Source organism: Delftia sp. S65, assembly GCF_016516495.1.
In the GTDB taxonomy this organism is placed as follows: domain Bacteria; phylum Pseudomonadota; class Gammaproteobacteria; order Burkholderiales; family Burkholderiaceae_C; genus Comamonas; species Comamonas acidovorans.
On the sequence record NZ_JACVUR010000002.1, the window covers coordinates 313,605 to 327,533 of the forward strand.

General features: G+C 67.3%; 16 protein-coding genes. 10 read left to right on the plus strand and 6 right to left on the minus strand.

Annotated features, from left to right (window positions below; translation table 11 throughout):
• Nucleotides 1–5: 5 nt before the first annotated feature.
• The 4 genes from IAE24_RS03365 to IAE24_RS03380 are packed head-to-tail and all read left to right on the plus strand — an operon-like array spanning nt 6 to nt 3,023.
• Nucleotides 6–1,007: a KpsF/GutQ family sugar-phosphate isomerase gene (locus tag IAE24_RS03365; RefSeq protein ID WP_034397490.1), complete on the plus strand. Its 1,002-nt coding sequence runs from the start codon at nt 6–8 to the stop codon at nt 1,005–1,007.
• Complete coding sequence (locus IAE24_RS03370; protein ID WP_012207847.1) at nt 1,007–1,567, plus strand: KdsC family phosphatase; 561 nt, start codon at nt 1,007–1,009, stop codon at nt 1,565–1,567. The genes IAE24_RS03365 and IAE24_RS03370 overlap by 1 nt, the downstream gene beginning before the upstream one ends.
• Nucleotides 1,564–2,181 carry an LPS export ABC transporter periplasmic protein LptC gene (lptC, locus tag IAE24_RS03375; protein ID WP_013804806.1) on the plus strand — a complete coding sequence of 206 codons (618 nt, stop codon included), beginning with the start codon at nt 1,564–1,566 and terminating at the stop codon, nt 2,179–2,181. The genes IAE24_RS03370 and lptC overlap by 4 nt, the downstream gene beginning before the upstream one ends.
• A 41-nt stretch (nt 2,182–2,222) precedes the next feature.
• Complete coding sequence (locus tag IAE24_RS03380; RefSeq protein ID WP_199958586.1) at nt 2,223–3,023, plus strand: SDR family oxidoreductase; 801 nt, start codon at nt 2,223–2,225, stop codon at nt 3,021–3,023.
• A 105-nt stretch (nt 3,024–3,128) separates the two neighbouring features.
• Here IAE24_RS03380 and IAE24_RS03385 read toward each other — a convergent pair whose 3' ends face one another.
• Nucleotides 3,129–3,656, minus strand: a complete 528-nt coding sequence (locus IAE24_RS03385) for an RNA recognition motif domain-containing protein (RefSeq protein ID WP_199958584.1) — start codon at nt 3,654–3,656, stop codon at nt 3,129–3,131.
• Nucleotides 3,657–3,910: 254 nt separating this feature from the next.
• Nucleotides 3,911–4,285, minus strand: coding sequence for an RNA recognition motif domain-containing protein (locus tag IAE24_RS03390; RefSeq protein ID WP_012207843.1), 375 nt, complete (start codon nt 4,283–4,285; stop codon nt 3,911–3,913).
• Between the two features lie 493 nt (nt 4,286–4,778).
• On the opposite strand from IAE24_RS03390, the gene IAE24_RS03395 reads away from it, so the two are divergent.
• The 4 genes from IAE24_RS03395 to IAE24_RS03410 all read left to right on the plus strand — a co-directional run bounded on the left by IAE24_RS03395 (nt 4,779) and on the right by IAE24_RS03410 (nt 8,429).
• Nucleotides 4,779–5,357 carry a TMEM165/GDT1 family protein gene (locus tag IAE24_RS03395; RefSeq protein WP_034397481.1) on the plus strand — a complete coding sequence of 193 codons (579 nt, stop codon included), beginning with the start codon at nt 4,779–4,781 and terminating at the stop codon, nt 5,355–5,357.
• A gap of 106 nt (nt 5,358–5,463) precedes the next feature.
• The gene (gene metX, locus IAE24_RS03400; RefSeq protein ID WP_012207841.1) at nt 5,464–6,612 is read left to right on the plus strand and encodes a homoserine O-succinyltransferase MetX; all 1,149 of its coding nucleotides are present in this window, start codon (nt 5,464–5,466) and stop codon (nt 6,610–6,612) included.
• The gene (metW, locus tag IAE24_RS03405; RefSeq protein ID WP_199958582.1) at nt 6,609–7,193 is read left to right on the plus strand and encodes a methionine biosynthesis protein MetW; all 585 of its coding nucleotides are present in this window, start codon (nt 6,609–6,611) and stop codon (nt 7,191–7,193) included. The genes metX and metW overlap by 4 nt, the downstream gene beginning before the upstream one ends.
• A 72-nt stretch (nt 7,194–7,265) precedes the next feature.
• Nucleotides 7,266–8,429 carry a glycerophosphodiester phosphodiesterase gene (locus tag IAE24_RS03410; RefSeq protein ID WP_199958581.1) on the plus strand — a complete coding sequence of 388 codons (1,164 nt, stop codon included), beginning with the start codon at nt 7,266–7,268 and terminating at the stop codon, nt 8,427–8,429.
• Here the strand turns inward: IAE24_RS03410 and IAE24_RS03415 are convergent.
• Both IAE24_RS03415 and IAE24_RS03420 read right to left on the minus strand, forming a co-directional pair.
• On the minus strand, nt 8,413–9,063 hold the full coding sequence (locus IAE24_RS03415; RefSeq protein ID WP_199958579.1) for an NAD(P)H-dependent oxidoreductase: 651 nt from the start codon (nt 9,061–9,063) through the stop codon (nt 8,413–8,415). The genes IAE24_RS03410 and IAE24_RS03415 overlap by 17 nt on opposite strands.
• Before the next feature lie 52 nt (nt 9,064–9,115).
• The gene (locus IAE24_RS03420) at nt 9,116–9,502 is read right to left on the minus strand and encodes a MerR family transcriptional regulator (RefSeq protein WP_043796959.1); all 387 of its coding nucleotides are present in this window, start codon (nt 9,500–9,502) and stop codon (nt 9,116–9,118) included.
• A 122-nt stretch (nt 9,503–9,624) separates the two neighbouring features.
• On the opposite strand from IAE24_RS03420, the gene IAE24_RS03425 reads away from it, so the two are divergent.
• Together IAE24_RS03425 and IAE24_RS03430 are read left to right on the plus strand one after the other, a co-directional pair.
• On the plus strand, nt 9,625–11,133 hold the full coding sequence (locus IAE24_RS03425) for a M20 family metallopeptidase (RefSeq protein ID WP_199958577.1): 1,509 nt from the start codon (nt 9,625–9,627) through the stop codon (nt 11,131–11,133).
• The gene (locus IAE24_RS03430) at nt 11,133–12,017 is read left to right on the plus strand and encodes an alpha/beta hydrolase (protein ID WP_199958576.1); all 885 of its coding nucleotides are present in this window, start codon (nt 11,133–11,135) and stop codon (nt 12,015–12,017) included. The genes IAE24_RS03425 and IAE24_RS03430 overlap by 1 nt, the downstream gene beginning before the upstream one ends.
• On the opposite strand, the gene IAE24_RS03435 is transcribed toward IAE24_RS03430, so the two are convergent.
• Together IAE24_RS03435 and IAE24_RS03440 are read right to left on the minus strand one after the other, a co-directional pair.
• Nucleotides 12,004–12,756 (minus strand): 16S rRNA (uracil(1498)-N(3))-methyltransferase, encoded by a 753-nt coding sequence (locus IAE24_RS03435; protein ID WP_199958575.1) that lies wholly within the window; start codon nt 12,754–12,756, stop codon nt 12,004–12,006. The genes IAE24_RS03430 and IAE24_RS03435 overlap by 14 nt on opposite strands.
• A 13-nt stretch (nt 12,757–12,769) precedes the next feature.
• Complete coding sequence (locus IAE24_RS03440) at nt 12,770–13,867, minus strand: aminoglycoside phosphotransferase family protein (RefSeq protein WP_199958574.1); 1,098 nt, start codon at nt 13,865–13,867, stop codon at nt 12,770–12,772.
• Nucleotides 13,868–13,929 lie beyond the last annotated feature (62 nt).

The following is a 13,929-nucleotide window of genomic DNA, read 5'->3' on the forward strand; positions in this document are numbered from 1 at the left end:
TCCAGATGAATTCTGATGCTGCCACCCTGGATGCGCTGGACACGCCCCGTGCCCTGCGCCTGGCCCGCGACACCCTGGGCATCGAGGCCGATGCCCTTCAAGCCATGTCGCAGCGCCTTGATGGCGTGTTCGGCGAAGTGGTGCAGCGCATCCTGCGGCTGTCCGGCCGCGTCGTCGTGATGGGCATGGGCAAGAGCGGCCATGTCGGGCGCAAGGTGGCCGCCACCCTGGCTTCCACGGGCACGCCTGCGTTCTTCGTGCATCCGGCCGAGGCCAGCCATGGCGATCTGGGCATGGTGACCGGCATCGACTTGGTGCTGGCGCTGTCCAACAGCGGCGAGGCCGATGAGCTCGCTGCGTTGCTGCCGGCCATCAAGCGCCAGGGCATTGCGCTGGTGGCCATGACCGGCGGCGCGCAATCCACGCTGGCCCGCCATGCCGACTGGGTGCTGGACACCCGTGTCGAGCGCGAGGCCTGCCCCCTGAACCTGGCGCCCACGGCCAGCACCACGGCGCAGATGGCCATGGGCGACGCCCTGGCCGTGGCCCTGCTCGATGCGCGCGGCTTTGGCGCCGAGGATTTTGCGCGCTCCCATCCGGGCGGCGCGCTGGGCCGCAAGCTGCTGACCCATGTGCGCGATGTCATGCGCAGCGGCGATGAACTGCCGAAGGTCGGGGCCGATGCCAGCTTTGTCGAACTGATGCGCGAGATGAGCGCCAAGGGCCTGGGCTGCTCGGCCATCGTCGATGCGGCAGGCGTGCTGCAGGGCATCTTCACCGACGGAGACCTGCGCCGCCGCGTGGAGGCCGGCACGGACCTGCGCGCGCTGCAGGCCGGCGATGTCATGCACAAGGGGCCCCGCACCATCGCCGAAGACGCGCTGGCCGTGGACGCCGCCAGCATGATGGAGGAGCACGGCATCACCGCGGTGCTGGTGGCCGATGCGCAGCGTCAGCTGCGCGGCGTGGTCCATATCCGCGACCTGATGCGCGCCAAGGTGATCTGATGGCACGCGCTCCTTTGACGCCCGTGCAGAACTGGGACGCACAACTGCTGCTGCTGGCACAGGATGTGCGGGTGGCCTTCTTCGATGTCGATGGTGTGCTCACCGATGGCGGCCTGCTGTTCTCTGGCGAAGGCGAGGTGCTCAAGCGCTTCAACACGCTGGACGGCCATGGCCTGAAGCTGCTGCAAAAGGCCGGCATCACGCCCGCCGTGGTGACGGGCCGCGATTCGCCGGCCCTGCGCCTGCGGCTGAGCAACCTGGGCGTCACGCATGCGCGCTTTGGTACGGAAGACAAGGTGCCTGCCGCCGAGGCCATTCTGGGCGAGTTGGGCCTGCAGTGGCACCAGGCGGCAGCCATGGGCGACGACTGGCCCGACCTGCCCGTGATGCGGCGTTCCGCCTTTGCCTGCGCGCCGGCCAACGCCCATGACGAGGTGCTGGCCGTGGCCGACTGGATCACGCCGCGCAGCGGTGGCGAAGGGGCGGTGCGCCAGCTGTGCGACCTGCTGCTGGCCGCGCGTGGCGCCTATGCCGGGCTGCTGGCGGAATACGCATCATGATCCAGGCCTGGCGCCGCGTCGGTGACCGGCTTTCCCTGTACCTGCCCGTGCTGCTGATGGGCCTGCTGGCGCTGGGCACCTGGTGGCTGGTGCGCAATGCACCGCAACCCGTGGCCAGCGGCACCGAAAAGGCCGTGGCGCATGAGCCCGACTACTTCATGAAGGATTTCTCGATCAAGAGCTTCGACGCCACGGGGCGGCTCAAGAGCCAGATCGAGGGCAGCATGGGCCGCCACTATCCGGATACCGACACCCTCGAAATCGACAACGTGCGCATGTTCGCGGTCTCGCCTGAAGGCCGCATCACGCGCGGCAGCGCCAAGCGGGCGCTGAGCAATGCCGATGGTTCCGAGGTGCAGATGTTTGGCAATGCCGTCGTCACGCGCGAGCCATTTGTGACAGCAGGTAAACAACCGCAGCCGCAGTTGCAGTTCCAGGGCGAATTCCTTCACGCTTGGCCCAACGAGGAAAGAGTGAGTTCCAACCAGCCCGTGGTGCTGACCCGTGACAAGGACCGTTTCACGGCCGACAGCATGCAGTACAGCAACCTGGATCTGGTGATGAAGCTGCAGGGCCGCGTGCGCGGCACCCTGCAGCCGTCCAGGACCAAGTAAGGCGCCAGCGCAAGCGCAGGCCTGCCGATGGAGAACAAGCCATGACGACATCCTCGCGCAGCCCGGCACCGCTGGCCTTCATCACCGGCGCATCCAGCGGCATAGGCCAGGCCCTGGCCTGGCATGCCTACCAGCAAGGCTGGTCGCTGGCACTGGTTGCCCGGCGTGGCGACGTGATGGCGCAATGGGCTGCGCAGCAGGGCCTGGAGGCGCCGCGCTTCGCCATCTACGAGGCCGATGTGGCCGTGCCCGACAGCATCATCGCTGCCGCCCGGCGCTGTGAGCAGCAGCAGGGCCTGCCCGATGTCGTGATTGCCAATGCCGGCGTCAGCTGGGGTGTGGACACCTCGATGCGCGAGGATATCGACACCATGCAGCAGGTGCTGGCCGTCAACACCATGGGCGTGGCGGCCAGTTTCCATCCCTTTATCACGCCCATGGTGCGGCGTGGCAGCGGGCAGTTGGTCGGTATCGCCAGCGTGGCCGGGCTGCGCGGCCTTCCGGGACATGGTGCTTATTGCGCCAGCAAGGCTGCAGTCATTGCCTATTGCGAAAGCCTTCGCGGTGAATTACGCAGTAGTGGCGTAAAAGTCACTACATTGCTTCCTGGTTATGTAGATACACCCCTCACACGCGGTAACCGCTATGGCATGCCATTCCTATTGCAGCCCCATGAGTTTGCTGCAAGGGCCTGGCGTTCCATTGATGCCGGGCGCAGCCTGGCCATCATCCCCTGGCAAATGGCGTGGGTTGGCCGTTTGATGAAAATTCTGCCAAACCCCTTGTTTGATCGGCTGCTTGTAGGACGAAAGCGCAAACATCGTCATTCGAAAAATCCCTGAAGTTCGTCGTGCTCAGGGAATATGTTCATGCATAAACTTGCACCCGCAAAAAAGGCTCCCTGAAGGAGCCTTTTCTTGTTTGGGAGAACATGGGAGACCGGGGTCTCATTCTCCGTTGTTATTGTTGTTTCCCCAGCCGCCGCCACGGCCGCCATTGCGAGGGCCGGAGCCATAGGGGCTGCGGAAACCACCATCGCCACGGCCGCCGTAGCCTCCACCGCCGTCACCACGGCCATAGCCACCACCGCCGCCGCCATCGCTGCGTCCGTAGCCTCCGCCATCACCGCGGCCACCGCCACCGTAGCCACCGCCGCCGCCATCACCACGGCCATAGCCGCCACCACCGCCGCCGCCACCAAAGCCGCCCGAGCGCGGGGGACGGGGCTCCATGGGGCGCGCTTCGTTCACCACGAGGCTGCGTCCGCCCAATGGCTGGCCATTCATGCCTTGAACGGCTGCCTGTGCCTCGGCATCGCTGCCCATTTCGACAAACCCGAATCCCTTGGAGCGGCCTGTGTCGCGTTCCATCATGACCCGGGCGCTGGTGACAGCGCCGAACTGGCTGAATGCCTGCTCCAAGTCGTTGTCACGCACACCATAGGGAAGGTTGCCGACGTAAAGCTTATTGCCCATCAAAAACTCCTCAACTCCTCAATGCTCACTGGTTTGCGCTCGGCTTCAGGACGCACAGACATCAGGTTCTTTGTATACAAGAGCCTGTCCAACCTTCCTAAACACATAGCGTTCGAACGGGTCTGCCCGAAACCAAATTATGAAGCACAAAAATCAAAAAGATAAATGCTCGAAAACACAAGCTGATAACGTTTGGCAACAAAAAAGGGGCCCGAAGGCCCCATTTTTTGCTAACGCAAGCTCTAAGCGAGTGCTTAGTAGCTGTTGCGACGGCCGCCGCCACCGCCGTAGCCGCCGTCACGGTTGCCGCCGCCGAAGCCGCCGCCACCGCCGCCACCACCAAAGCCGCCGCCGAAGCCGCCGCTACGGGGAGCGCGGGGCTCCATCGGACGGGCTTCGTTGACCACCAGGTCACGGCCGCCGCGGTTTTGGCCGTGCAGGCCTTGGATAGCAGCTTGTGCTTCGGCATCGCTGCCCATTTCGACGAAGCCGAAACCCTTGGAACGGCCGGTGTCGCGCTCCATCATCACTTTGGCGCTGTTGACGGCGCCGAATTCGCTGAAGGCTTGCTCCAGATCGCTGTCACGGAAGGTGTACGGCAGGTTGCCGACGTAAAGCTTGTTGCCCATGGAGGACTCCTGAAAAAACTGGAAAACGCGATGGAGCCCTAGGGAGTCAACACGGGATGACAACGTTAGAGACGCAAACGCACTCGCCCTCATTGAGCCGAAGCCCGAACGAAAGCCTGCCCATTATGTGGCAGAAGTTTTCGCACGTTATTACTGTTTCGCAAAAATTCGTCGTGCCCGCCACAGAATGCCCCTGGGAGTAACCCTGAAATTGCGGCAGCGCATAAGCAAGTGCCGTGGCGGCAGTGGTGGTCGGCATGCGGATCGGGGGGCTGCTATGATCGCCGCCTCAGTCTTTGGGGAGTAGATCGTTCGGCTCAGTGGCCGGATGCATGCGTCAACAAACTTGGGCCTTCGCTGGCCTATGGCGTATGCGGCGCGCAGTGCAATGCTGCGTGTGACCGATCGAGACCATTGACCGCGCACCGATCCAAAGGCCGGAGTCGGAGCGTGGTCAATGCGTGCTCTATCCGGCCGGATAAATCCCCACACCATGGAAGCCTTCCTGATTTCAACCTCCGTCGTCGCACTTGCCGAGATGGGGGACAAGACCCAGCTGCTGTCGCTGGTGCTCGCCGCGCGTTTTCGCAAACCCTGGCCCATCGTTGCGGGCATTTTCGTGGCCACGCTGGTCAACCATGCGCTGGCCGGTGCCGTGGGTGCCTGGATCACCAGCTACCTGGGCGAGAACGCCATGCGCTGGATCCTGGGCCTTTCCTTCATCGCCATGGCGATCTGGATGCTGATCCCCGACAAGCTCGACGAGGACGAGGTCTCCGGGCATTCGCGCTGGGGCGTCTTCGGCACCACGCTGGTGGCCTTCTTCCTGGCCGAGATGGGCGACAAGACGCAGATCGCCACCGTGATGCTGGCGGCCAAGTACAACGCCTACCTGTGGGTGGTGGCCGGCACCACGCTGGGCATGATGCTGGCCAACGCTCCCGTGGTGTGGCTGGGCGACAAGCTGGTCAAGCGCGTGCCCATACGCCTGGTGCATGTGGTCTCGGCCGTGATCTTCCTGGTGCTGGGCGTGCTGGCCCTGTTCCTTCCGGGGACGGGCGTTTTGGCATAATGAGCCTTCATGCGCCGATTTGCTTCTGCTTGCGGGCGCTTTATAAATCCTGCTAAAGACGACACCAGAGAACCCGGCCTCGTTTTTAGCGATGCCGGGTTTTTTCATGTCCTTCATCGCCACACCACAAACCATGCACTTCGACGAGCCCCTGCCGCTGCAGGGCGGCGGCTCGATCCGGGACTACGACCTCGCCTACGAGACCTACGGGCAGCTCAATGCCGATCGCAGCAACGCGGTGCTGGTCTGCCATGCGCTCAATGCCTCCCACCATGTGGCAGGCGTCTACGAGGGCCAGGCCAAGAGCGAGGGCTGGTGGGACAACATGATCGGCCCGGGCAAGCCCGTGGATACGAACCGGTTCTTCGTGATCGGCGTGAACAACCTGGGCTCGTGCTTTGGCTCGACCGGCCCCATGCACGCGCATCCCGACACCGGCAAGATCTATGGCGCCGACTTCCCCGTGGTCACGGTGGAGGACTGGGTGGACGCCCAGGCCCGGCTGCTGGACCGGCTGGGCATTGGCCAGCTGGCCGCCGTGCTGGGCGGCAGCCTGGGCGGCATGCAGGCGCTGTCGTGGTCGCTGCGCCACCCTGACCGCATGCGCCACGCCGTGGTCGTGGCCAGTGCGCCCAACCTCAATGCCGAGAACATCGCCTTCAACGAGGTGGCGCGCCGCGCCATCGTCACCGACCCTGATTTCCACGGCGGGCATTTCTACGAGCACGGCGTGGTGCCGGCGCGTGGCCTGCGCATCGCCCGCATGATCGGCCACATCACCTACCTCAGCGACGACGTGATGAACCAGAAGTTCGGCCGCCAGCTGAGGGAGGGGCTGGACCTGAAGTACAGCACGCAGGACGTGGAGTTCCAGATCGAGAGCTACCTGCGCTACCAGGGCGAGAAGTTCAGCAGCTACTTCGACGCCAACACCTACCTGCTGATCACGCGTGCGCTCGATTATTTCGACCCGGCGCGCGCGCATGGCGGCGACCTGACCCGGGCGCTGTCCGTGGCCAAGGCCGGCTTCCTGCTGGTGAGCTTCACCACCGACTGGCGCTTTGCCCCCGCGCGCAGCCGCGAGCTGGTCAAGTCGCTGCTGGAGAACAACCGCGACGTCAGCTACGCCGAGATCGACGCGCCCCACGGCCATGACGCCTTCCTGCTCGACGACCCCCGCTATATGAAGGTGATGCGCTCCTACTTTGACAACATCGCCCAGGAAACCACGACAGCCGCCAAGGAGGCCGCATGACCGAGCTGAACACCATGCAGGCGATTGCGCGCCTGATCCCCAAGGGCTCGCGCGTGCTCGACCTGGGCTGCGGCGATGGCGCCCTGCTGTCGCACCTGCAGCGCGAGCGCGGCTGCACCGGCTACGGCGTGGAGCTGGACGATGCCAATGTGCTGGCCTGCGTGCGCCGGGGCGTGAACGTGCTGCAGCTGAACCTGGAGGACGGCCTGGCCATCTTCCAGGACAACAGCTTCGACGTGGTGCTGCAGATCGACACGCTGCAGCATCTGCGCAATGCCGAGACCATGCTGCAGGAGACGGCGCGCATAGGCCGCGCGGGCATCGTCGCCTTCCCCAACTTCGCGCACTGGCCCAACCGCCTGTCCGTGCTGCGCGGGCGCATGCCGGTGACGCGGCGCCTGCCCTACCAGTGGTATGACACGCCCAATATCCGCGTGGGCACCTACAAGGACTTCGAGGTGCTGGCCACCCGGAACCGGCTGCGCATACTGGACTCCTTCGGCCTGCAGGATGGCCGCAGCGTGCGCAGCCTGCCCAATCTCATGGCGGGCACGGCCGTCTTCCATTTCGAGCACGCCTGAGCGGCGGTCCGGGCCATGCCCGTGTCATGGGTGGCGCGCACAATCGACGGATTGCGAACCCGAAAGGCAGACATGAACCGCTTCCCACGCCGCCGCGCGCTGGCCCTGGCCGGCGCGGCCGCCGGCCTGCTGCTGGCAGGCTGCGCCACGCCGCAGGCCGCCAATTCCCCATCGCAGGCCGCGGACTGGCCTCCCCGGCCCGCGCTGATCGCGCACCGCGGCGCATCGGCGCTGCGGCCAGAGCACACGCTGGAGGCCTACCGGGAGGCCATACGCGCGGGCGCCGACTTCATCGAGCCCGACCTGGTCATCACGCGTGATGGCGTGCTGGTGGCGCGGCATGAGAACGCCATCGCCATCCTCGCGGCCGACGGCAGCCTCAAGGAGGCCACCACCAATGTGGCCGACCGCCCCGAGTTCGCGGCGCGCAAGACCACCAAAACCATCGACGGGCAGGCGATCACGGGCTGGTTCGTGGAGGATTTCACGCTGGCCGAGCTGAAGACGCTGCGTGCGCGTGAGCGCATCCCGGCGATCCGCCCGGCGAATGTGCAGTTCAATGACCGTTTCGAGGTGCCCACGCTGCAGGAGGTCATCGACCTGGCAAAGGCGGAGAGCGCGCGCACGAACCGCACCATAGGCATCTATCCCGAGACCAAGCACCCGAGCTACTTCCAGTCCATCGGCCTGCCGCTGGAGCCCGTGCTGCTGAAGCTGCTTGTGGACAACGGCTGGAACCATGCACAGGCGCCAGTCTTCGTGCAGTCCTTCGAGGTAGAGAACCTGCGCTGGATCCGTGCGCGCAGCAGCCTGCGCCTGGTGCAATTGCTGGCGCCCAAGGGCAAGCCCTATGACAGCGTGGTGCGCGGCACGGGCCCCGGCTATGCCGACATGGTCACGCCCGCAGGCCTGGCCGAGATTGCGCGCTATGCCAATGGCATAGGGCCGAGCAAGAGCATGGTGATCCCCGTGGTGCAGGGCGCGAATGCCGCGCCCACGGCGCTGGTGGCCGATGCCCACCGTGCCGGGCTGCTGGTCCATCCCTGGACGCTGCGGCCCGAGAACGCCTTCCTGCCCCTGAGCCTGAAATCGCCGCCCGCACAGGACGGCACCCGGCGCGGCAATGCGCGCGCCGACATGGACGATTTCCTGCGCACGGGCATCGACGGCATCTTCACCGACGATCCGTCGGTGGGGCGCGCGGCCATCGATGACCTGCTCAAACCGAAGCCTTGAGACGGCGCGCCGCCGCGCGCTTGCCTGCTGCCTGCGCCTGCTCCAGCCACTGCTGCACACGGGCGGCCTCGGCGCCGAGCACGGGGCCGAAGCTGTGTATGCGCACGGGCCGGATGCCGCTGAATTCCAGGATGGCGCGGCGCATCTGGTGGTGGCCCGGCATGTGCGCCACCCAGCGGTAGTACCAGGGCGGTGAATCCATGCTCACCAGCAGGTCGGCCGTGCGGCCGGCCAGCAGCCGGTCCCACAGCACCGAGCCCTTGCGGTACTTGAACGCGAAGCCCGGCAGAAAGATGCGGTCGATGAATCCCTTGAGCAAGGCCGGCAGGCCACCCCACCAGGTGGGATAGGCCCATGCCAGGTGGCTGGCCCACAGGATGTCGGCCTGGGCCCGCTGCAGGTCAGGCTCCAGGGGCTGGTCCTGGCGGTAGCCGGCATGCAGCAGCGGGTCGAAGTCCAGTTCGCCCAGGCGCAGCAGGCGTACCTCGGCGCCGCTGTCGCGTGCGCCCTGTGCGTAGGCGTCGGCCAGGCCTGCGCACAGGCTGCTGGCCGACGGGTGGCCGAGGATGATCAGGATGCGCTGGGGATGCGTATCGGCAGGAGGGCGGGAGGTGCTTGGAGACATGGCGCCCATGTTCGCCTTGCCCCTTGGGGCAGGGTCAAGCACCCGGGCTCAGGCCGCGTGCTCAGGCCAATGCGGGTTCGCAGGCGCCCTGGGTACCTGCCGTCTCCAGGCTGCATTCGAGCAGTTCGCGCTCCAGCGCCGCCAACTGGGACTGCTGTGCCTGGAGGCGCCGGATTTCTGCCTGAACCTGGGTGCTGCGCTCGCGCAGCAGCCGGGCCAGGGCTTCCCAGCTTGTGGCCTCATGGATGCGGTGCAGGCCGTGCAGCTCGTCCAGCCGAAAGCCCAGTCCCAGCGCCTGGCGTATGCGCTGCACAAGCACCAGGTCCTGCTCGCCATAGATGCGGTAGCTGCCTGCCCGTGCCACGGCGCCGAGCAGGCCCCGTGATTCATACAGCCGGACGGCCTTGGGCGAGCAGCCGGCGCGTCGGGCGAGTTCTCCGATATACATGGCGCGATCGTAGTCGTTGGCGGCGGGGTGTCCGGGGTCCGTGCCGCCTTGGCGCACAATGACCGGATCGCGGCGCTGGCTTCGCTCGAACGGTGCGCCGACCCATGACACGAGGACCCGCCATGAACGCACGCACCCCTTCGCAACTGCTGCAGCCCGCAGCCGCGCTTGACCAGATCAGCCGCTCCTGGGACGAGCGCATCGTCCCGGCGCTGACCGAGTACATCGCCATTCCCGCCAAGTCGCCCATGTTCGCGCCCGACTGGGAGCAGCAGGGTCACCTGGAGACCGTGCTGCGCAATGCGGCCGACTGGGTGCTGGCGCAGAAGGTGGCGGGCCTGACGCTGGAGATCGTGCGCCAGCCGGGCCGCACGCCGGTGCTGTTCTTCGAGGTGGAAGGCACGCAGGACAAGGCGGCCTCCAGCCCCACGGTGCTGATGTACGGCCATCTGGACAAGCAGCCCGAGTTCGACGGCTGGCGCAGCGACCTGGGCCCGTGGACGCCCAAGTACGAGAACGGCAAGCTCTATGGCCGTGGCGGCGCCGACGACGGCTACGCGGTCTACGCCAGCATCGCGGCCGTGCAGGAGCTCAAGCGCCAGGGCGTGCCGCACCCGCGCATTCTGGGCCTGATCGAGACCTGCGAGGAAAGCGGCTCGCGCGACCTGCTGCCCTATGTCGATGCCCTGCGTCCGCGCCTGGGCGATGTGGGCCTGGTGATCTGCCTGGACAGCGGCGCCGGCAACTACGACCAGCTGTGGCTGACCACCAGCCTGCGCGGCATGGCCAGCGGCACGCTGAAGGTGGAAATCCTCACCGAGGGCGTGCACTCGGGCGATGCCTCGGGCGTCGTGCCGTCGTCCTTCCGCATCCTGCGCCAGGTGCTGGATCGGCTGGAGGACAGCAAGACCGGGCGCCTGCTGCCTGCCAGCTTCCACTGCGAGGTGCCGGCCGAGCGCATGGCGCAGATGCGCGACACGGCGGCCATCCTGGGCGAGGAGACCTATGCCCGCTTCCCCTGGGCGCACTACGACTGCGGCGGCTCCACGCTGTTCGCCCTGCCCACCACCACCGACCCGGTCCAGGCCCTGGTCAAGCGCACCTGGGAGCCCACGTTGAGCGTGACCGGCGCCGAGGGCCTGCCCGCGCTGCAGGATGCCGGCAACGTGCTGCGCCCCTATACCGCCTTCAAGCTCAGCCTGCGCCTGCCGCCCCTGGTCGATGCCGCTGCCTGCGTGCAGGAAATGAAGGCGCTGCTGGAGGACAACGCGCCCTACCAGGCCCGTGTGACCTGGCAGGGCCTGTCGGGCGCCAGCGGCTGGAATGCGCCAGCCATGGACGGCTGGTTCGAGGACGCGCTCAACGCGGCAAGCCAGGCGCATTTCGGCGCCTCCTGCGGCTACATCGGCCAGGGCGGCACGATTCCGCTGATGAACATGCTCAGCCAGGGCTTTCCCAAGGCCCAGATGATGGTCTGCGGCGTGCTCGGTCCCAAGAGCAATGCCCACGGTCCCAATGAATTCCTGCACGTGCCCTATGCCAAGAAGCTCACGGCCGCCGTGGCCCAGGTGATCGCCGCCATGGCCGGGGCGCAGGCAGCCGCCGAGGCGGACGCTGCTGGCGTGGCGTGATGGCAGCGCCGGCCCCCGCACCCGTTCCCGCACCTGCCTCGCAAGGCCAGGTCACGCGCCTTGCGTCCAGCGACGGCGCCGAGCTGTCACTGTGCGACTGGCCCGTGGACGGGGGCCAGGCGCGCGCCACCGTGCTGCTGGTGCACGGCCTGGGCGAGCACATCGGCCGCTATGAGGCGCTGGCCCGGCGCCTCAATGCCTGGGGCTATGCGGTGCGCGGCTACGACCAATACGGCCATGGGCGCTCGGCAGGGCCGCGCGGCGGCTTGACGGCCGATGGCCGGCTGCTGGATGACCTTGCGGCCGTGGTCGATGCCACGCGTGCCCAGCAGCCCGCTGGCCAGCCGCTGGTGCTGCTGGGCCACAGCCTGGGCGGCCTGGTGGCTGCGCTGTTCGTGGCGCGTGCCATCCGGCCTGTCGATGCGCTGGTGCTGTCTTCGCCGGCCCTCGACGTGGGTTTGTCGCCCATCCAGAAACTGCTCGTGGGCACGCTGCCGCGCCTGGTGCCCGACCTGCGCGTGTCCAACGGCCTGCAGATTCCCTATCTCTCGCATGACGTTGCGGTCTGCGATGCCTACCGCGCCGATCCGCTGTGCCATGACCGCATCTGCGCGCGGCTGGCGCGGTTTCTGGCGCAGGGCGGCCCGCAGGTGCTGGCCCGCGCGGGGCAGTGGAGCGTGCCCAGCCTGCTGATGTGGGCAGGGGACGACAGGCTGGTGGCGCCGGCCGGCAGCCAGGCCTTTTCCGACCGCGCGCCGCCAGCCGTGGTACAGGCGCAGTGCTTTGACGGCGCCTACCACGAGCTGTTCAACGAGCGCGATGACTTCGCCGCGCCCGTGTTCGCGCGGCTGCGCGACTGGCTGGGCCGCTTCAGGCCAGCGTGAGCGCCGCCAGCGCGGCCAGGGGCGCGGTTTCCGCGCGCAGCACGCGTGGCCCCAGCGTGACGGGGACAAAGCCCTGAGCACGGGCCAGGGCCTCCTCGGCAGGCGACAGGCCGCCCTCGGGCCCGGAGAGAAAGACCACGGGTGCATCCTCGGCCGTGGCATCCAGGATCTCACCCAGCGGCCGCGTGCCCTCGCCCAGCGACAGCAGCAGGCGCAGCGTGCCGGGCGGCAGATGTTTCGCACCGCCCTCCAGCCAGTCCTCCAGGTCTGCAGGGGTGTGCAGCGGGGGAACGCGGTTGCGCGTGCACTGCTCGCAGGCCGATACGGCCACGGCCTGCCAATGGGCGAGTTTTTTCTCGGCGCGCTCGCCCTTGAGCTTGAGCACGCTGCGCTCGGCCACCAGTGGGGTGATGCTGGCGGCGCCCAGCTCGGCCGCCTTCTCCACCAGCCAGTCCATGCGTTCGTTGGCCGTGATGCCGGCCAGCAGGTGCACGGGGCGCAGGGGCTCGCGTTCCACGGCGTGGTGCGCGCCTATGCGCACGGCCACGTCGCTGCGGCCCATGCGCAGCACGGTGGCCTCGAACTCGCCGCCGCTGAAGCCTTCGCCGGCGCGGCCTTCGAAGAGGGTGATGCCGTCGCCGGGCTGCAGGCGCAGCACCTGCACATGGCGCGCCGCGCCGGGCGGCAGGTCGATGTCGGCGCCGCTGCGCAGCGCAATGGGGCAGTGAAAGCGTGGCATGGCGTATCCGTTCTCAGACGCGCCCGTAGGCCCAGCCGACCTGGGGCTGGATGTTTTCGATCTGGTCCACCAGGCGCAGCAGCGGCGTCAGCTCGCGGTAGCGGCTGCAGGTGGAGCGGATGTAGTGGATGAAGCGCGGCGCGTCGGCCAGGTAGCGGGGCTTGCCGTCGCGCAGCGTCAGCCGCGCGAAGATGCCGGCCACCTTGAGGTGGCGCTGCAGGCCCATCCACTCCACGCCCCGGTAGAACTCGCCGAAATCGTCGCCCCAGCCGCTTTGGCTGCGCGCGCCGACCAATCCCGACTTGCGCGCCTTCTCCCAGTAACGCACGGTAATGTCGATGACAAAGTCCTCTTCCCAGCTGATGAAGGCATCGCGCAGCAGGCTGGCGATGTCATAGGTCACCGGGCCATAGACCGCATCCTGGAAGTCCAGCACGCCCAGCGGGCCGCTGGCGGTCACGGGCTGCATGAGATTGCGCGTCATGAAGTCGCGGTGCACGAAGACGCTGGGTGCCTCCAGGTTGTGGGCCACGATCTGGTCGAAGGCCTTGGCCAGCGTGGCCTGCTGCCTGTCGTCGAGCACGGTCTCGCGGTGGCGCGCGATGTACCAGTCGGGGAACAGCTGCAGCTCGCGGCGCAGCAGCGCGTCGTCATAGGCGGGCAGCACGTCGGGGCGCGAGGCGGTCTGCCAGGCCAGCAGCACCTCCAGCGCCGAGCGGTACCAGGCTTCCGCGTCCTGGGGCTTTTCCGGGTCCAGCGCCTCGATGACGGTGTGGCCGCCGAGGTCGGACAGCAGCATGAAGCCGTGCGCCGCATTCCAGTCCAGGATCTGCGGCACGGCCAGCCCGGCCTCGGCCATCAGCGCCTGCACATTGGCGAAGGGCGCGCAATCTTCCTTGTCCGGCGGGGCATCCATGACGATGAGGCTGGCGCCAGCGCTGGTGTCCAGGCGCAGATAGCGGCGAAAGCTGGCATCGGCCGAGGCAGGGCGCAGGGTTTCGGGGCGCAGCGCGTGGCGGGCGGACAGCGGGGCCAGCCAGGCGTCGAAGGCGGCGTGGCGGGCGGGGTCGGCCCAGACAACGCCGGCCGTGGGGGTGTTTGGATGGCTCATGGATAATCGCGATTCTACAAACCGCCACCCCGGCGAATGCCCGGCGGTGATGCTAGGCTTGC

What these genes read in the sequence shown, in the direction of transcription:
- IAE24_RS03365 (WP_034397490.1), top strand. Translation starts at nt 6, where the DNA reads ATGAATTCTGATGCTGCCACCCTGGATGCGCTGGACACGCCCCGTGCC.
- IAE24_RS03370 (WP_012207847.1), top strand. Translation starts at nt 1,007, where the DNA reads ATGGCACGCGCTCCTTTGACGCCCGTGCAGAACTGGGACGCACAACTG.
- lptC (WP_013804806.1), top strand. Translation starts at nt 1,564, where the DNA reads ATGATCCAGGCCTGGCGCCGCGTCGGTGACCGGCTTTCCCTGTACCTG.
- IAE24_RS03380 (WP_199958586.1), top strand. Translation starts at nt 2,223, where the DNA reads ATGACGACATCCTCGCGCAGCCCGGCACCGCTGGCCTTCATCACCGGC.
- IAE24_RS03385 (WP_199958584.1), bottom strand. Translation starts at nt 3,656, where the DNA reads ATGGGCAATAAGCTTTACGTCGGCAACCTTCCCTATGGTGTGCGTGAC.
- IAE24_RS03390 (WP_012207843.1), bottom strand. Translation starts at nt 4,285, where the DNA reads ATGGGCAACAAGCTTTACGTCGGCAACCTGCCGTACACCTTCCGTGAC.
- IAE24_RS03395 (WP_034397481.1), top strand. Translation starts at nt 4,779, where the DNA reads ATGGAAGCCTTCCTGATTTCAACCTCCGTCGTCGCACTTGCCGAGATG.
- metX (WP_012207841.1), top strand. Translation starts at nt 5,464, where the DNA reads ATGTCCTTCATCGCCACACCACAAACCATGCACTTCGACGAGCCCCTG.
- metW (WP_199958582.1), top strand. Translation starts at nt 6,609, where the DNA reads ATGACCGAGCTGAACACCATGCAGGCGATTGCGCGCCTGATCCCCAAG.
- IAE24_RS03410 (WP_199958581.1), top strand. Translation starts at nt 7,266, where the DNA reads ATGAACCGCTTCCCACGCCGCCGCGCGCTGGCCCTGGCCGGCGCGGCC.
- IAE24_RS03415 (WP_199958579.1), bottom strand. Translation starts at nt 9,063, where the DNA reads ATGGGCGCCATGTCTCCAAGCACCTCCCGCCCTCCTGCCGATACGCAT.
- IAE24_RS03420 (WP_043796959.1), bottom strand. Translation starts at nt 9,502, where the DNA reads ATGTATATCGGAGAACTCGCCCGACGCGCCGGCTGCTCGCCCAAGGCC.
- IAE24_RS03425 (WP_199958577.1), top strand. Translation starts at nt 9,625, where the DNA reads ATGAACGCACGCACCCCTTCGCAACTGCTGCAGCCCGCAGCCGCGCTT.
- IAE24_RS03430 (WP_199958576.1), top strand. Translation starts at nt 11,133, where the DNA reads ATGGCAGCGCCGGCCCCCGCACCCGTTCCCGCACCTGCCTCGCAAGGC.
- IAE24_RS03435 (WP_199958575.1), bottom strand. Translation starts at nt 12,756, where the DNA reads ATGCCACGCTTTCACTGCCCCATTGCGCTGCGCAGCGGCGCCGACATC.
- IAE24_RS03440 (WP_199958574.1), bottom strand. Translation starts at nt 13,867, where the DNA reads ATGAGCCATCCAAACACCCCCACGGCCGGCGTTGTCTGGGCCGACCCC.